Here is a 15997-nt window from a genome sequence, read left to right on the forward strand (position 1 = left end):
TTCGTCACTAGCACGATCATGCCTTGACGCGCAGCGCCTCGACCAGCGACTTGAACGCACGGGCATATTCCGCGCCCGCCCTTGCGATGTCGGCGCGCCCGGCGCAGGCGACCGCAGCCTCGGTGACGGCGCCGAGCAGCAGCCGCGCCAAGGGCTCGACCGGCTGCTTTGCGATCAGACCGGCGTCCATCGCCGCCGCCAGCGCGCGCGGCAGCTTGCCGCCAAAGTGTCTTGCGTCGATCTCGCGCCAGCGCTCCCAGCCGAGCACCGCAGGGCCGTCGCGCAGGATGATCTGGCCGGTCGGGCCGTTCGCGGTCGCGGCGAAGTATTGCTGGGTGCCGGCGACCATCGCGGCCAGCACGTCCCTTTCGGCGCGCGCGGCCCCGTCGATCTCCACGACGAGGTCGCGCGAAACCTGGTCGAACACGGCTTCGAACACCGCCTCCTTGGTCTTGAAGTGATGATAGACCGCGCCCTTGGCGACGCGGGCCCCCTCCGCGATCTCGTCCATGGTGGTGGCGGCAAAGCCTTGCGTCCCGAACAGGCGGCGGGCCGCCGTCAGGATCGCCTCCGATGTCGCCGCCCTCCGCTCCGCCTGCTTCGCCATGGGTCTCGTCTAGTCCAATCATTCGCCGGCCGCCAGTTGACTTTTCGACCACCAGTCGGTATTTACCGACTAACAGTCGGTTTATGTCCCGGAGGTGCGTCATGCCGAGCCGTGAGATTGTCGAAGCGTTCGCAAAGAGGCTGGAGGACGGCGACTTCGTCGGAGCGATCCTCGACTACTACACGCCGGATGCCGCGACCTACGAGAATCTCGCCGCGCCGGTGGTCGGGCGCGACAAGCTCGCGGACAAGGAGCGTGGCGTGCTGGCGGCGTTCCAGGCCGTCACTGCCGTGCGCATCGGCCCGAGCCTGATCGATGGCGACATTGTCGCCAGCCGCTGGAAATTCTCCTTCACCAGCGCCGACGGCGTGACGCGGACGCTGGAGGAGATCGCGTGGCAGACCTGGCGCGGCAACGAGATCGTCGAGGAGCGTTTCTTCTACGATCCGAAACAGCTCGGGCGCTGAGTGTTTCCGGCGATTGCCACTACCGGTACAGCATAACCACGGCCATGCCGATGAGAGGCGCAAGAAACCAGACGGCCTGCCACGGGGAGCCGTTGATCGACCACCGTCCATAGACGATAGTGCCGCCGTTCAGGGATGACGACCCCGGTTGATCCCGGAATGCTTTCCATCGCGCCTCGGCAGGCCCGAGAAAATCTTCCGGCTTGACCGTCATGTCGCCGCCGCTCAGCACCACCTGCATCATCTCGCCTTTCGGCTGGAACATGGCTTCAGACCCGGGCGGCGCGAAGACTCTGCGCTTCGGGGCGATATGCTGCTCATAGAAATCCTGACCGACCGTGACGGCCGCAGCGTATGGACTGACGTATGGCACCCCCGAGATGCCGGGAACGACGAGATGGCCCACCCCGCGCACCTCCTGCCAGGGAATGAAGAGACCCTTGAGCCAGGGCCTGTGAAACCGGATGCCGGCGGCGGACATGGAGACGACCGCCTGGTCGGCGTAGAGGTGCCGGTAAGCTGAAAACGCGATCCATCCCAAGCCCAGATAGAGCAGCATCCAGCCGAAGACATTCAGCGATGGATTGACGAGACGGCTCCAATAGAGACTGGGCACGACGCCGCCATAGCTGGAGCGTCCGCTTGGCCCGCCGACCAACACGCTGATCACACCGATCACGCCGGCGACGATGCTCAGGACAAGGACGCCGATCAACAATTCCAGCAGCAATGGCAGCCCGGACCGCCCGATCAGGGTCGTCAGTGCAAAGCCTGCGAACGCCAGCCCCAGGAGAGCCAGATAGACGACGGCCAGGGCCGCTCCGCTCTGGCCGCGGCTTTCGGCATGAAGCGCGATCGCAAGGCCGGCGACGCAAGCCCACATCGCCCAGGGAAGGCGGTCCATCCGCCATTTGTCCATCGTGTATTCGACGGTTGCCGAAACGTCGGCTGAAGGCTCGCTCATGAACAGGGCCCTCGGGATCGCAAACGTATCCGTTGCCGACGCGGCGCACCGAAGCCTGGTCGGTCCACCAATCCTATCACGGACAACGTCACCCAAGGGCCAAGGGTGCGGCAAGCCATCCCGCATTTGTATCGATTTGTTATCGATACTTGGCACGAACACGCAGAAGTGGGCGGCGCGAGCCCCGCGGCGAAGGATAATTCATAGTTCGTCAAAGGTTTGCAGCGAATTCTCCGCACCGAGCCGGACAACGGCGCATGCAGGCTCTGGAATGCGGACTCAACTGACCACCTATTTCGCGCGGCTGTTTGCCGGCGATCTGTCGGCGTTCGGCGGTCCCGTGACGGACGAAGCCGTGGCCGGCCATATCCGTGCCGAGCAGATGTCGCTCGTGCTCGGCTATTCGGTCGGCATCATGCTGGCCAATGCCTGCAACGCCATCGTGCTCGCCATCGCGCTGTGGTCGTCGCCGGACCGGATCTCCGCGCTGATCTGGGGCGCCGCCGTCGCCGGCGCGGCGATCGCATTCGGCCTGCAATCCCGCACCGCGCGCCGCATCACCAAACCGCAATTCGTCTCGCGCCGCGCCATGCACCGCCTGGTGCGAAATGCCTTCGTCCTCGGCGCCGCCTGGGGCATCGTCCCCGCCGCCTTCTTCGCCGACGCCTCGACCGGCGGCCAGCTCGTCATCACCTGCCTGTGCTCGGGCATGCTGGCGGGCGGCGCGCTCGCCTTCGCCACCGTCCCGATCGCAGCCATCGCCTTCACGGCCCCGATTTTCGTCGGGATCGCCATCTGCCTCGGCAGGAGCGGCGATCTGGCCTTTGTCCTGATCGCCTTCCTCGTCGTGGTCTACGGCAGCGTGCTGTTGCGCGGCGTGTTCGTCAATTCGTTCTCGTTCGCGCGGCGCGTCACGCAGCAGATCGAGGCGGAGCGCACGGTGCGGCTGGATCCCCTGACCCACCTGCCCAACCGTGTCGCCTTCAACGAGACGCTCGAGGCTGCGCTGAAGCGGCTGACGCTGTCCGGCGAGGAGTTTGCAGTGCTGCTGCTCGATCTCGACCGCTTCAAGGAGGTCAACGACCAGCTCGGCCATCCCGCCGGCGACGAATTCTTGGTCCAGGTCGCAAGCCGCCTGCAACGCTGCACACGCGCCGCCGAGCATGTCGCGCGCATCGGCGGCGACGAGTTCGCGCTGGTGATGGCCAATCTGGTGCGCCCGGAAGATGCCCTCGAGATCGCCGAGCGCTTCGTCGCGGCCTTCGACGAGCCGTTCCGTATCGAGGGCCGCCAGATCGTGGGCGCCACCAGCGTCGGCATCGTGCTGGCGCCACGCGACGGCAACGCGCCGCTCGACATCATGAAGAATGCCGATACGGCGCTCTACCGCGCCAAGAAGGCGGGCCCCGGCACTATCCGCTTCTTCGAGGCCAACGACGACAAGGTGTCACGCGATCGCAAGGCGCTGCAATCGGACCTCGAGGGTGCGATCGCGCGAGACGAGCTGTTTCTCGTGTTTCAGCCGTTCCTCGACCTCGACCAAAGCCGGATCACCGGCTTCGAGGCGCTGCTGCGCTGGCAGCATCCCGAGCGCGGATTGGTGCCGCCGAGCGAATTCATCCCGATCGCGGAGGAGACCGGGCTGATCCACGAGATCGGCGAATGGGTCGTCCGCCGCGCCTGCGCGACAGTCGCCAAATGGCCCGACGAGATCAGGGTCGCCGTGAACTTCTCCGCGGCGCAGTTTCACAACGCCGGCATCCTCCAGATCATCGTGCAGGCGCTCCGCGAGGCCAGGATCGCCCCGCACCGGCTCGAGATCGAGATCACGGAATCGATGCTGCTGTCGAAATACGGCCTGGCCGAGCCGGTCGTCAACGCGCTGCTGCAGCTCGGCGTCACCGTGGCGCTGGACGATTTCGGAACGGGGTTCTCCTCCCTCACCTATCTGCGCAAGCTGCCGTTCAGCCGTATCAAGGTCGACCAGTCCTTCATCCGCGACATGCTGGTGCAGCCCGACTGCGCCGCGATCGTGAAATCGGTGATCGGCCTCGCCCGCGACCTCCACATCGGCGTGGTGGCCGAAGGCGTCGAGACCGCCGACCAGCTGGAATATCTCAGGCAGATTGGCTGCGACGAGATTCAGGGCTACCTGATCAGCCGCCCGGTGTCGGCGGACGGCGTGCTGGCGCTGCTGGAGACGAGGAAGCTCCGGGCGACGTTCGCGGCGTAGGTTTTCCCCGCGGCGATCCTGCGAGATGCTGTAGCCCGGATGGAGCGGAGCGCAATCCGGGAAAGCGCAACGCGGAGCGAGACTGCCCCGGATTTCGCTGCGCTCCATCCGGGCTACGATCGCCTCAAATCGCATCCGCCCGCAGCAGCGTGTCCACGGTGATGGTCCCCCGCGCGCGGGAGACGCAGGCGCAGATCTTCTGGTTGCTCTCTTTCTGGTGGTCGCTGAAGAAGACGTCGCGATGGTCGATTTCGCCGTCGACATCGACCACGTCGATGGCGCACAGCCCGCATTCGCCGCGCTTGCAGTCGGATATCACCTCAAAGCCGCTGGCGTTGAGCACGTCCAGCATCGAGCGCTCGCGCGGGATTTCCAGCTCGATGTTCGAGCCCTTCAGGCGCACCCGGAACGCCTCGGTTGGCAGCGTGCCGCTGGAGCCGAAGGTTTCGTAGCGCAAGTCGGGCAGCGCATGACCGGCGCCGACCCAGGCGTGGCGGGCGGCATCGAGCATGCGCATCGGGCCGCAGAACAGCGCGAGCGCGCCCTTGGGGAGCGAGGCGAACAGCGCGTCGAGATCGAGCCGCTTGCCCTCGTCGCCGGCATGAACGACCAAGCGATCGCCAAGCAGTGCGGCGAGATCGTCGAGATAGGCAGCCTCTGCCCGCGAGCGCACCGCATAATGCAGTTTGACGTCGGCCGCGCGCCGCACCAGCGCCTGGGCAGCGCCGAGGATCGGCGTGATGCCGATGCCGCCGGCAATCAGGCAATAGCTGTCGCGGGACCAGTCCACCACAAGGAGCGAGGCCGGCTGGGTGATGTCGAGCCGCGCGCCCGGCTTGAGCTGCCACATGTAGCGCGAGCCGCCGCGGGAATCGTCAGCGCGGCGCACCGCGATCCTGAAGCCGTGCGGCGAGGCCTCGCCTACCAGCGAATAGGATCGCGTCTCCGGCAGGCCGTCGATGGTCATGCTGATATTGATGTGGCTGCCGACCGGATAGGCGACACCGTCATACTGATCGGGCCGGATCAGGAATTCGCGGATGCCGGGGGCGAGATCGCGCGTCGAGACGAGCGTTGCCGAAGTCCAGGTTTCGATGAAGCGCATGGTGGCGGCCCTCAGTCGGTTGCGGACTTGATCAGCGCGAGCGCCGGCAGCAGGTCCAGATGGGTCCGGTTGCGCAGCGCGAGCCGCAAGTTGCGCACGGCGAGCCGTGCGTGCTCGCGCATGATCGCTTCGGCGCGCGCGCCTTCGCGGTTCTCGATCGCATCAATCACGACGCGGTGGTGATCCTGGGCGATGATCAGGATCTGCTGCGCCTCAGGCAGCGCCGATTGCGCCATCACGAAGCCGCTGGGGGATGCGAACGGCAGCGCCGAGGCGCGGTCGATCTGGCGGATCAAGGGGGGGCTGCGCGACAATTCGGTGAGCAGCGCGTGGAAGCGCGCGTTCAGCGTGACATAGGACGAGAACGCCTCGATCGAGATCGGCACCTGGCGCAGCAATTCGTCGATCGCGGCCAGGCACTCTTTCAGCGGCTCGAGCTCGCGCGCGGAGACGCCGCGCTCGGCCGCAAAGCGCGCGGCGAGGCCTTCGAGCGTGCCGCGCAGCTCGATGGAATCGGAGATGTCGCGCTCGGAGAACGCCTTCACCATGAAGCCGCCGGAGGGAATGGCCTCCAGGAGGCCCTCCTCCTCCAGCCGCACCAGCGCCATGCGCACCGGCGTGCGCGAGGCGCCGGTGGTCTCCACCGCCTGCAGCTCGGAGATGCGCTCGCCCGGCCGCAAGGCGCCGGACAGGATCTGGTCGCGCAGCGCGAGCTGCGCCTTCACGGTCTGGGAAACGGAGCGGTCGACCTCGCGCTCGGCCATGATCTACTCCGCGGCCTGAAGGCGCTGCGGCGCGCTTTCCTTCGCCACCATCTTGTCGATCAGCTTGCGCGACCACATCGCGCCGGCGTCGATGTTGAGGTTGTAGAAGATGCGGTCCGGATTCTCGTCCATGGCGCGCTGTTGCGCTTCGAGGATCAGTTCGTCCTCGCGGAAGATGCCGGAGACGCCCTCGCGGATCTCGGAGGTGATACGCTGCTCGCCGAGCTGGTAGTTGCGCACGAACGCCCAGAAATAGTGGCAGGTCTTCTCGGTCTCCGGCGTGATGGTGTTGAGCACGAAGCCGTTGACGCCCTGCGAGCGGTCGCCTTCCGGCGCGCCGGTGCCGGCGGGCGCCACGCCGACATCGATCGCGATGGTGCACGGCGCCTCGAAACGGATGATCTGCCAGCGGTCGACGAGGCCGGGCTTGCCGAGCTGCTTGGCCCAGAACGGCGGGGGCTCGATGTTCCGCATCCAGCGGGTCACCGTGACGGTCTTCTCGCCATGGGTGACGTCGAACGGCGCCTCGGCGACCGCTTCGTTGCCGATCGAGGAACCGTGCACGAAGGTCTCGTGGGTGAGATCCATGAGATTGTCGAGCACGAGGCGATAGTCGCATTTGACGTGGATGGTCTTGCCGTCGCCGGCCCAGGCCGGATCGTGATTCCAGTGCAGGTCGGGGACGAGCGCGGGATCGGCCAGCGCGGGATCGCCCATCCAGAGCCAGATGTAGCGGTGGCGCTCGACCACGGGATAGGAGCGCACGCAGGCCGACGGATTGATGGTCTCCTGCGAGGGCATGAAGGTGCAGCGGCCCTGCGCATTGAATTTCAGGCCGTGATAGCCGCAGACCACGGTGTCGCCTTCGAGCCGGCCCTTGGACAGCGGCACCAGGCGATGCCAGCAGGCGTCCTCCAGCGCGGCGATCGAACCGTCGGCCTTGCGATACATCACGACATGCTTGCCGCAGATCGTCCGGGGCAGCAGCGCCGGCTTCACCTCGGCATCCCAGGCGGCGGCGTACCAGGCGTTCATCGGGAAGGGCTTTGTCATCGGTCTCACTCCCACGGCGTTGTATGCGTTATGTATACAATAGCCGAGAGGTGGAATTGTTCAAGGATCAAATATTTGTATTATTATACCTTAATCAAGGAGAATGTATACACTACTCATGGTCATCGCTCGCGAAGGCGGGCGATCCAGTACTCCGCAGCGGAAGTTGCCTGCACTGTTGACTGCCGCGGAGTACTGGATTCCCCGCCTTCGCGGGGAATGACAGCCGTGGCTGCGACCCAAGCTGAGCATGCGGCCTGCGCTCAAGTGCCTTCAAAGGCGGGCAAGAGAGGCTCGCCTGGCAGCTACGCCGCGAATACCTTCGCCAGACCCGCCTGCGCCTCCTCCTGAATCCGCTTCAGGTGCTCCGGGCTACGGAAGCTCTCCGCGTAGATCTTGTAGACATCCTCCGTCCCCGACGGCCTTGCCGCGAACCAGCCGAAATCGGTCTCGACCTTGATGCCGCCGAAGGGCTGGCCGTTGCCGGGCGCCTTGCTCAAGGTGGCACGGACCGGATCGCCGGCGAGGCTTTTGAGACCGAGTTGCTCGGGCGTGACGGACTTCAGGATGGTCTTCTGCGGCCCTGTCGCCGCGACGTCGATGCGGGCGTAATGCGGCACGCCGAACTCGGCGGTGAGATCGCCGAACAGCTGGCTCGGATCGCGGCCGGTCCTGGCCATGATCTCGGCGGCGAGCAGGCCGAGGATGATGCCGTCCTTGTCGGTGGTCCAGACCCCGCCGTCGCGGCGCAGGAACGAGGCGCCCGCACTTTCCTCGCCACCGAAGCCGAAGCCGCCGGTGAGCAGGCCGTCGACGAACCATTTGAAGCCGACCGGCGTCTCGACCAGCTTGCGGCCGAGCTTCTTGGCGACGCGATCGATGATCGAGCTCGACACCACGGTCTTGCCGATCGCGGCGTCCTTGCCCCAGTTCGGCCGATGCGCGAACAGATAGGAGATCGCGGTCGCCAGATAATGGTTCGGGTTCATCAGGCCGCCGGATCGCGTCACGATGCCGTGGCGGTCGGCGTCGGTGTCGTTGGCAAAGGCGACGTCGAAGCGGTCGCGCATCGCGATCAGGCTCGCCATGGCGTAGGGCGAGGAGCAGTCCATGCGGATCTTGCCGTCCCAGTCCACCGTCATGAAGCGGAAGGTCGGATCGATTGCCTCGTTCACCACGGTGGCCTTCAGGCCGTAGCGCTCGATGATCGGATGCCAATAGTGCACGGCGGCGCCGCCGAGCGGGTCGATGCCGATGTTGATGTCGGCGGATTTGACGAGCTCGAGATCGACGACCTCGCCGAGAGCTGCGACATAGGGCGTGACGAAGTCGGTCGGATGGACGGTCGATGATTTCAGCGCCTTGGCGTAGTCCATGCGCTTGACGCCCTTGAGAGCGTCGGCGAGGTAGGCATTGGCGCGCTTCTCGACCACGCCCGTGACATCGGTGTCGGCCGGGCCGCCATGCGGCGGATTGTATTTGTAGCCGCCATCGTCCGGCGGGTTGTGCGAGGGCGTGATGACGACGCCGTCGGCCAAGCCGTCAGTGCGGCCCTTGTTGTAGGCGAGGATCGCGCGCGAGATCACCGGCGTCGGCGTGTAGCCGCCGTCCTTGTCGATCATGATGTCGACGCCGTTGGCGGCGAACACCTCGACGGCACTGACCAGCGCCGGCTCGGCCAGGGCGTGGGTGTCGATGCCGATGAAGAGCGGGCCGGTCAGGCCCTTTTCCTTTCGATAATCGCAGATCGCCTGCGTGGTCGCGAGGATATGGCCTTCGTTGAACGTGTTCTTGAACGAGGTGCCGCGATGGCCGGAGGTGCCGAACGCCACGCGCTGCGCGGGATCCGCGACATCGGGCTTGCCGGCGAAATAGGCCGTCACCAGCCGCGGAATATTGGTGAGCGCGTCCGGCGAAGCCTGCTTGCCCGCCGCGGGATGAACATCAGCCACTGGAATATCCTCGTCCTTGTCAAATTGAGGCCCTGCCGCACCATAGCATTGGGCTTGCACACGCCAACTCAAAAGCCATCGGCCGACGCCGGCAACAAATGGCCGCATTTGGGTCCATGAATTGGGACATGACCATTCTCGCAACGGCCGTGCTGCTCGCCAGTTCCTTGGTGCTATCGTCTCCCAGATACGTCGAGCGAACGGGCGTCGAACTCAACCCGACGCTGCGCAACGCAGCCGTGGATCATGACCTCGCCAAGATAAGGCGCCGGTTCGAGCGGGAGCTCCGTAGCGACACCACGGACAGCTTCGGCGCATCCACCAGGCGCTAGTGCCGTAGGGTGCAAAGGCGCCCTTGCGCCGTGCCCCACGATCTGTCCGATGCGGCGATAGACGCGTGGGCACGCTGCGCTTTGCCCACCCTACGAGATCGAGGTTGTGACACGCAGCTCGACTCACAGACACGCCTCTTCGACCTCGCGGCTGAATTCGCCCGAGCTTTGCTTGCGTCTCCACCCTCAAAGCCAAGAGGGCGCAGGGAAGGCCGGGTGCTGACAACGCACCCGCGGTCCGCTGCGCGAAAATGCACACGCAGGAAGAACCGCACAGCAGCATACAGGTGGTGCCGATCACTCGGCCTTCCCTGCGCGATGGTCGGACGGCTTATGCCGTGCTCTCCCGGGAGCCGAACTTTCCTTCTGGCCTCCCTCGCCCCGCGAATTGGATGATGCAGTCCGCCCGGTTGGGCTCGCTCGCACCTCCGCGGAAGCTTGACCGTAGCAACGACGGCCAGGACCACACGGTTTTGCCGTACGCACGGCCCGCCCTTTCGCCGCAGTATTTCCGGCAGCCGCTGTCCAGGATGCCATCGGCACCGGCGTAGCCGGCGCGAAGCGTCCTGGACTGCGGTGAGCACCGCGCTACCCTGGTTCACCAAGGCACGAAAGCTCTTGACCAAGGCTAGGAGGTCCTACGGCAGCGGCGTTTGCCGCCTTCACGCCATCCCGATCGTCGTCAGCTCTTGTAGGGTGGGCAAAGGCGCGTCAGCGCCGTGCCCACGGTCTTACTCTGCAATGTTGAATTGGTGGGCACGCAGCGCTTTGCCCAACCTACGGCAGCGGCGTTTGCCGCCCTCACTCCATCCCGATCGTCGTCAGATCCTGAAACCAGTGCTGGGCCTGCACGAACTGCTTCACCTTCGGCGACAGCGCGTGCGGGTTGGTGTCGTGGACGACCCAGACCAGCGTGGCATCGTCGACGATCAGGGCGTGCGCCTGCGCCAGCAGCTCGTCCTGCTTGGTGGAATCGAACGTCTGCTTGGCCTCGTCGATCAGCGCGTCGACCTTGGGGTTCTTGTAGCCGCCCCAGTTGACGCCCACGGGCGCGATCTGCCCCGAATGGAAGAAGCGGACAATGGCGTAGAGCGGGTCCGAGGTGACGTAGGCGATGTTGTTGGCGGTGATGCCGGCATTCATCTCGTCGGCCGCGCCCTTGCGCCAATGCGTGTAGAGCGTCTCGAGCTCGACGACCTTGAAATCGATCTCGATGCCGATCTCCTTGAAGCTCTGCTGCAGGAATTCGTTCATCGGCAGCGACAGCATCTGGCCGGTGCCGCCCTGCGCGATGATGAAGGTGGCCTTCAGCGGCTTGGTCTTGGAGTAGCCGGCTTCCTCGACCAGCTTCTTCGCCGCGGCGAGATCGTATTTCAGCTCGAAGGCCGGCTTGCCGAACCACGGGCTGGACGGATCGACCTGGCCTTTGGCGGGTTTTGCGAGGCCGTTCATCAGCCCGACCACCCCATCGCGATCGATCGCGAGGTTCAGCGCCTTGCGCAGGCGGATGTCGGTCCAGGGCGAGCCCGGCAGCACCGACAGGTGATAGTTCCAGACATGCGGCGTGACGTTGTCGACGAGCTTCATGCCGGCGGCCTTGAGTTGCGGCACCGCGTCCGGTGCCGGCGTCTCGATCAGATCGACCTGGCCCGCCAGCAGCGCATTGGTGCGCGTCAGCGCCTCCGGCATCGGCACCAGCACGATCTTGTCGGCCTTCGGGATGCGCTTCTTGTTCCAGTAGTCGGGGTTCTTGCTGAGTTCTGCGAGCTCTCGCGGCACCAGCTTCGTCAATTTGAACGGGCCGGTGCCGGAAGGCTGGCTGGCGAACTTGTCCCAATCCTTGCCGAGCTTGTCGTATTGCGCGGGGCTCGACACCAGGAACCACAGCATCTGATAGGGAAAGAAGGAATCGACCGTCTTGGTGGTGATCTCCACCGTGAAGTCGTCGATCTTGGCATAGCTCGCGACCGAGGGCAGGCGGGTCTTCACCTGCGCGCTCTGCCGCTTGTCGAATTGCGGCGCCTTGTCGTTGAGCACCTTGTCCAGATTCCAGATCACCGCATCGGCATTGAACTCGCTGCCGTCGTGAAACTTGACGCCCTTGCGAAGCGTAAAGCGCCATTTGGTCTTGTCGGCGTCATCCACCTTCCACTCGGTCGCGAGCCCCGGCACCAGCTTGCCGGGTCGATCGGCGACGTCCATCTCCCAGGCCACCAGCGGGTCGTAGATCGTGTAGGCCGTGAACTGGTAGGCGCCGGCGCCGCGATCGGGTTGACCCGTGGTCAGCGGGATGTCCGCCATCGAGATGCCGTAGCGCAGCACGGTTTCGGCGCGCGCCGAGATTGCGGACAACGCCAGCGCAAGCACGGCGAGACAAATCGACAGACGAAGACGCATGGTCCAGAGCTCCCAGGGGATTTCGAGACCAAACCTGCAATCTTGATGCCAGAATAGGCAGGGCGACGCGTGCACCTGCGTAATGCCTACAAGGACTTGTCGTCGCAGGGCCAAATTGCAGAATAAGTTTCTCTTTGGCATAGCCATTGCATACGATTGCATCAAAAATAGTCATCGAAGCCGGAAAAGGATTGAGGCGATGCTTACTCAGAAGAACACACGCGCGGCATTGATCGCGGTGCTCGCTCTAACGACGGCGGCCGCCTGGCCGCGCGTGGCCAGCGCGGAGACCGTGCTGCGCATCGGCATGACTGCTGCCGATATTCCGCGCACGCTGGGCCAGCCTGATCAGGGCTTTGAAGGCAATCGCTTCACCGGCCTCACCATGTACGACGCGCTCACCGGTTGGGACCTGTCTTCTGCCGACAAGGCAAGCGTGGTGATCCCCGGCCTTGCCACCGAGTGGAAGGTCGACGATGCCGACAAGACCAAGTGGATCTTCAAGCTGCGCCCCGGCGTGACCTTCCACGACGGCTCGCCGTTCAACGCGGACGCCGTGGTATGGAACGTCGAGAAGGTGCTGAAGCAGGATGCGCCGCAATTCGACGCCAGCCAGGTCGGCGTCACGGCCTCGCGCATGCCGACGCTGGCGTCGGCGAAGAAGATCGACGACATGACGGTCGAGCTCACCACCAAGGAGCCCGACAGCTTCCTGCCGATCAACCTCACCAATCTGTTCATGGCGAGCCCGGCGAAGTGGCAGCACTTCTACGACAAGGCCGAAGGCGCCGACGCCAAGGCGAAGTCGCAAGCCGCATGGACGGCGTTTGCCAGGGACGCTGCAGGCACCGGTCCGTGGAAGATGGCGAGCTTCACGCCGCGCGAACGGCTCGAACTGGTGAAGAACGCGAGCTATTGGGACAAGGCACGCGTGCCCAAGGTCGACAAGATGGTGCTGCTGCCGATGCCGGAAGCGAACGCGCGCACCGCGGCGCTGCTCTCCGGCCAGGTCGATTGGGTCGAGGCACCGGCGCCGGACGCGATTCCCGAATTGAAGCAGCGGGGCTTCAAGCTCTACGCCAACGAGCAGCCGCATGTCTGGCCCTGGCAGTTCTCGCGCGTCGAAGGCTCGCCCTGGAACGACATCCGCGTGCGCAAGGCCGCGAACCTCTGCATCGACCGCGAAGGCCTCAAGGACGGCCTGCTTGCCGGCCTGATGGTGCCGGCGACCGGCACCTTCGAGCCCGGCCATCCCTGGCGCGGCAAGCCGACCTTCGAGATCAAATATGACAAGGCCGCCGCCCAGAAGCTGATGCAGGAAGCGGGCTTTGGTCCGAACAAGAAGCTGACGGTCAAGACGCAGACTTCCGCGTCGGGCTCGGGACAGATGCAGCCGCTGGCGATGAACGAATATCTGCAGCAGGCGCTGGCCGAATGCTATTTCGACGTCAAGCTCGACGTCATCGAGTGGAATACGCTGTTCACCAACTGGCGCCGCGGCGCCAAGGATCCCAGCGCCAACGGCTCGAACGCCACCAACGTTACCTATGCCGCGATGGATCCGTTCTTCGCGCTGGTGCGCTTCCTGCAATCGGGCATGGCGCCGCCGGTCTCGAACAATTGGGGCTTCATCAACAACCCCAAGTTCGACGAGCTGGTGAAGAAGGCGCGTCAGACCTTCGACCCCGCCGCGCGCGACGCCGCGCTCGCCGAGCTGCACGCGGCCTCCGTCGACGATGCCGCCTTCCTCTACGTCGCCCACGACGTCGGCCCGCGCGCCATGAGCCCGAAGGTGACAGGCGTCGTGCAGCCGAAGAGCTGGTTCATCGACTTCTCGCCGGTGTCGATCAAGCAGTGAGGCGCTAGCGGCGCACTCGGTGCACCCTCTCCCCTTGTGGGAGAGGGTGGCTTCGCGAAGCGAAGCCGGGTGAGGGGTATCTCTCCGCGGAGAGACTCTCGCTCGTTTGAGATGACTGCAGCCGCGGATCGATACCCCTCATCCGGCGCTTCGCGCCACCTTCTCCCACAAGGGGAGAAGGGAAAAAAGAAACCCGCCGTGCTCGCCTATATCGCCCGACGCATCGTCTATGTCGTCCCGATCGTCATCAGCGTCGCGCTGGTGTGCTTCCTGCTCGTGCACATCACGCCGGGCGATCCGCTCGTTGCCGTGCTGCCGGCCGATGCCTCGCAGGAGCTCGCCGCGCAGCTGCGCACCGCCTATGGCTTTGACCGCCCGTTGCCGGTGCAGTTCGGGCTTTGGCTGCTTCGTGCCCTGCATGGCGATCTCGGCAATTCCATCGCGACGGGACGCCCCGTGCTCGCCGAGGTCATGCGCGCGGTCGGCAACACCGTCACGCTGGCGATCGCGGCCGCCATCATCGGCTTCACCATGGGCATCCTGCTCGGCTTGATCGCCGGCTATTTCCGCGAGACCTGGATCGACAAGGTCGCGACCTCCTTCGCCATCGCCGGCGTCTCGGTGCCGCATTACTGGCTCGGCATGCTGCTCGTCATCATCTTCTCGGTGCAGCTGAACTGGCTGCCCGCGGTCGGCGCCGGCCCCAGCGGCTCCAATTCCTGGGCCTGGGACTGGGCGCATCTGAAATATCTGGTGCTGCCGGCGATCACGACGTCGGTGATTCCCATGGGTATCGTCACCCGCACCGTGCGCGCGCTCACCGGCGACATCCTGAGCCAGGATTTCGTCGAGGCCCTGCGTGCCAAGGGCTTGCGCGAAACCGGCGTGTTCCGCCACGTCATCAAGAACGCCGCACCGACCGCGCTGGCGGTCATGGGGCTCCAGCTCGGCTACATGCTCGGCGGCTCGATCCTGATCGAGACCGTGTTCTCCTGGCCGGGCTCGGGCTTCCTGCTGAATTCCGCGATCTTCCAGCGCGACCTGCCGCTGCTGCAGGGCACGATCCTGATCCTGGCGCTGTTCTTCGTCTTCCTCAATCTCCTGGTCGATATCGCCCAAGCCGCGATCGACCCGCGCATCAAGCGGGGCTGACGGGATGAACCTGGCCGACGCCACGCAAATGGTGCGCTCCCTCCCCCGCGAGCGGGGGAGGGTTGGGGAGAGGGTGTCTCCGCAATCGAGAACCCCCAAGAGGAGAAAGCCCTCACCCGGCGCGTTGCGCCGACCTCTCCCGCAAGCGGGAGAGGTGCACCGCCTTCCGGGCTTCCACCGACCACATCCATACGCAACGGGAGCCAGCCGATGAGCGAGCTTCCCCTCTCCGCCACCGCCGACGCCGCGCTCCAGGCTGCGCCCGCGACCAAGGCACGCGGCTATTGGGCGACCGTCGGCCGCCGCATCCGGCGCGACAAGGTCAGCATGGCCTGCGCGCTGGTGCTGCTGCTGATCTTCCTCTCGGCGATCCTCGCGCCCTGGCTCGGCCTCGAAGATCCCTACAAGGGCTCGATGATCCGCCGCCTCCGTCACATCGGCACGCCTGGTTATCCGCTCGGCACCGACGAGCTCGGCCGCGACATGCTGGCGCGGCTGGTCTATGGCGGCCGGCTGTCGCTGGTGATCGGCATCCTGCCGGTGATCCTCGCCTTCGGCATTGGCACCTCGCTCGGCCTCATTGCCGGTTATGTCGGCGGCAAGCTCAACACCGCGATCATGCGCACGGTCGACGTGTTCTATGCATTCCCCTCCGTGCTGCTGGCGATCGCGATCTCCGGCGCACTGGGCGCCGGCATCCTCAACTCGATCGTGTCGCTCACCGTCGTGTTCGTGCCGCAGATCACCCGCGTCGCCGAGAGTGTCACCACGGGCGTACGCAACATGGATTTCGTCGAGGCCGCGCGCGCCTCCGGCGCGGGGCCCTTCACCATCATGCGCGTGCACATCCTCGGCAACGTGCTCGGCGCGATCTTCGTCTATGCCACCAGCCTGATCTCGGTCTCGATGATTCTCGCCGCCGGTCTCTCCTTCCTCGGCCTCGGCACCAAGCCGCCGGAGCCGGAATGGGGCCTGATGCTCAATACCCTGCGCACCGCGATCTACGTCAATCCCTGGGTCGCAGCCCTGCCCGGCGCGATGATCTTCGCGGTCTCGATCTGCTTCAATCTGCTCTCGGACGGCCTGCGCAGCGCCATGGACATCAGGAACTAG

General features: G+C 65.3%; 13 protein-coding genes. 6 read left to right on the forward strand and 7 right to left on the reverse strand.

Going from position 1 to position 15997, the window contains the following annotated elements; translation table 11 throughout:
- Positions 1-16 precede the first annotated feature (16 nt).
- On the reverse strand, positions 17-607 hold the full coding sequence (locus tag DCM79_RS21350) for a TetR/AcrR family transcriptional regulator (RefSeq protein ID WP_257176211.1): 591 nt from the start codon (positions 605-607) through the stop codon (positions 17-19).
- 101 nt (positions 608-708) lie between these two features.
- Between DCM79_RS21350 and DCM79_RS21355 the strand changes: the two genes are divergently transcribed.
- The gene (locus DCM79_RS21355) at positions 709-1074 is read left to right on the forward strand and encodes a nuclear transport factor 2 family protein (RefSeq protein WP_257176212.1); all 366 of its coding nucleotides are present in this window, start codon (positions 709-711) and stop codon (positions 1072-1074) included.
- A 19-nt stretch (positions 1075-1093) separates the two neighbouring features.
- Here DCM79_RS21355 and DCM79_RS21360 read toward each other — a convergent pair whose 3' ends face one another.
- Complete coding sequence (locus DCM79_RS21360; RefSeq protein ID WP_257176213.1) at positions 1094-2038, reverse strand: hypothetical protein; 945 nt, start codon at positions 2036-2038, stop codon at positions 1094-1096.
- Positions 2039-2309: 271 nt separating this feature from the next.
- Between DCM79_RS21360 and DCM79_RS21365 the strand changes: the two genes are divergently transcribed.
- The gene (locus DCM79_RS21365) at positions 2310-4271 is read left to right on the forward strand and encodes a bifunctional diguanylate cyclase/phosphodiesterase (RefSeq protein ID WP_257176214.1); all 1962 of its coding nucleotides are present in this window, start codon (positions 2310-2312) and stop codon (positions 4269-4271) included.
- 124 nt (positions 4272-4395) lie between these two features.
- On the opposite strand, the gene DCM79_RS21370 is transcribed toward DCM79_RS21365, so the two are convergent.
- From DCM79_RS21370 to pgm, 4 genes are all read right to left on the reverse strand, one after another.
- Positions 4396-5376, reverse strand: a complete 981-nt coding sequence (locus tag DCM79_RS21370; protein WP_257176215.1) for a PDR/VanB family oxidoreductase — start codon at positions 5374-5376, stop codon at positions 4396-4398.
- Positions 5377-5387: 11 nt separating this feature from the next.
- Positions 5388-6140: a GntR family transcriptional regulator gene (locus DCM79_RS21375; protein ID WP_028134773.1), complete on the reverse strand. Its 753-nt coding sequence runs from the start codon at positions 6138-6140 to the stop codon at positions 5388-5390.
- Between the two features lie 3 nt (positions 6141-6143).
- A complete protein-coding gene (locus tag DCM79_RS21380) occupies positions 6144-7193 on the reverse strand; it encodes an aromatic ring-hydroxylating dioxygenase subunit alpha (RefSeq protein WP_257176216.1) in 1050 nt (349 codons plus the stop codon).
- 305 nt (positions 7194-7498) lie between these two features.
- Positions 7499-9145, reverse strand: a complete 1647-nt coding sequence (gene pgm / locus DCM79_RS21385) for a phosphoglucomutase (alpha-D-glucose-1,6-bisphosphate-dependent) (RefSeq protein WP_257176217.1) — start codon at positions 9143-9145, stop codon at positions 7499-7501.
- A 128-nt stretch (positions 9146-9273) separates the two neighbouring features.
- Here pgm and DCM79_RS21390 point away from each other — a divergent pair, with 128 nt between their 5' ends.
- Positions 9274-9477 (forward strand): hypothetical protein, encoded by a 204-nt coding sequence (locus DCM79_RS21390; RefSeq protein WP_257176218.1) that lies wholly within the window; start codon positions 9274-9276, stop codon positions 9475-9477.
- Between the two features lie 801 nt (positions 9478-10278).
- Here the strand turns inward: DCM79_RS21390 and DCM79_RS21395 are convergent.
- Positions 10279-11874 carry an ABC transporter substrate-binding protein gene (locus DCM79_RS21395; RefSeq protein WP_257176219.1) on the reverse strand — a complete coding sequence of 532 codons (1596 nt, stop codon included), beginning with the start codon at positions 11872-11874 and terminating at the stop codon, positions 10279-10281.
- Between the two features lie 199 nt (positions 11875-12073).
- Here DCM79_RS21395 and DCM79_RS21400 point away from each other — a divergent pair, with 199 nt between their 5' ends.
- From DCM79_RS21400 to DCM79_RS21410, 3 genes are all read left to right on the forward strand, one after another.
- On the forward strand, positions 12074-13732 hold the full coding sequence (locus DCM79_RS21400) for an ABC transporter substrate-binding protein (protein WP_257176220.1): 1659 nt from the start codon (positions 12074-12076) through the stop codon (positions 13730-13732).
- Positions 13733-13930: 198 nt separating this feature from the next.
- Complete coding sequence (locus DCM79_RS21405) at positions 13931-14884, forward strand: ABC transporter permease (RefSeq protein ID WP_024338965.1); 954 nt, start codon at positions 13931-13933, stop codon at positions 14882-14884.
- Between the two features lie 210 nt (positions 14885-15094).
- A complete protein-coding gene (locus tag DCM79_RS21410) occupies positions 15095-15997 on the forward strand; it encodes an ABC transporter permease (RefSeq protein ID WP_257176221.1) in 903 nt (300 codons plus the stop codon).

The sequence above is a fragment of the Bradyrhizobium sp. WBOS07 genome, from assembly GCF_024585165.1.
GTDB lineage: Bacteria > Pseudomonadota > Alphaproteobacteria > Rhizobiales > Xanthobacteraceae > Bradyrhizobium > Bradyrhizobium japonicum_B.

Coding starts and splice junctions, on each gene's coding strand:
- DCM79_RS21370 (WP_257176215.1), bottom strand. CDS start 5,376: ATGCGCTTCATCGAAACCTGGACTTCGGCAACGCTCGTCTCGACGCGC.
- DCM79_RS21360 (WP_257176213.1), bottom strand. CDS start 2,038: ATGAGCGAGCCTTCAGCCGACGTTTCGGCAACCGTCGAATACACGATG.
- DCM79_RS21350 (WP_257176211.1), bottom strand. CDS start 607: ATGGCGAAGCAGGCGGAGCGGAGGGCGGCGACATCGGAGGCGATCCTG.
- DCM79_RS21410 (WP_257176221.1), top strand. CDS start 15,095: ATGAGCGAGCTTCCCCTCTCCGCCACCGCCGACGCCGCGCTCCAGGCT.
- DCM79_RS21400 (WP_257176220.1), top strand. CDS start 12,074: ATGCTTACTCAGAAGAACACACGCGCGGCATTGATCGCGGTGCTCGCT.
- DCM79_RS21380 (WP_257176216.1), bottom strand. CDS start 7,193: ATGACAAAGCCCTTCCCGATGAACGCCTGGTACGCCGCCGCCTGGGAT.
- DCM79_RS21365 (WP_257176214.1), top strand. CDS start 2,310: ATGCGGACTCAACTGACCACCTATTTCGCGCGGCTGTTTGCCGGCGAT.
- DCM79_RS21375 (WP_028134773.1), bottom strand. CDS start 6,140: ATGGCCGAGCGCGAGGTCGACCGCTCCGTTTCCCAGACCGTGAAGGCG.
- DCM79_RS21355 (WP_257176212.1), top strand. CDS start 709: ATGCCGAGCCGTGAGATTGTCGAAGCGTTCGCAAAGAGGCTGGAGGAC.
- DCM79_RS21390 (WP_257176218.1), top strand. CDS start 9,274: ATGACCATTCTCGCAACGGCCGTGCTGCTCGCCAGTTCCTTGGTGCTA.
- DCM79_RS21395 (WP_257176219.1), bottom strand. CDS start 11,874: ATGCGTCTTCGTCTGTCGATTTGTCTCGCCGTGCTTGCGCTGGCGTTG.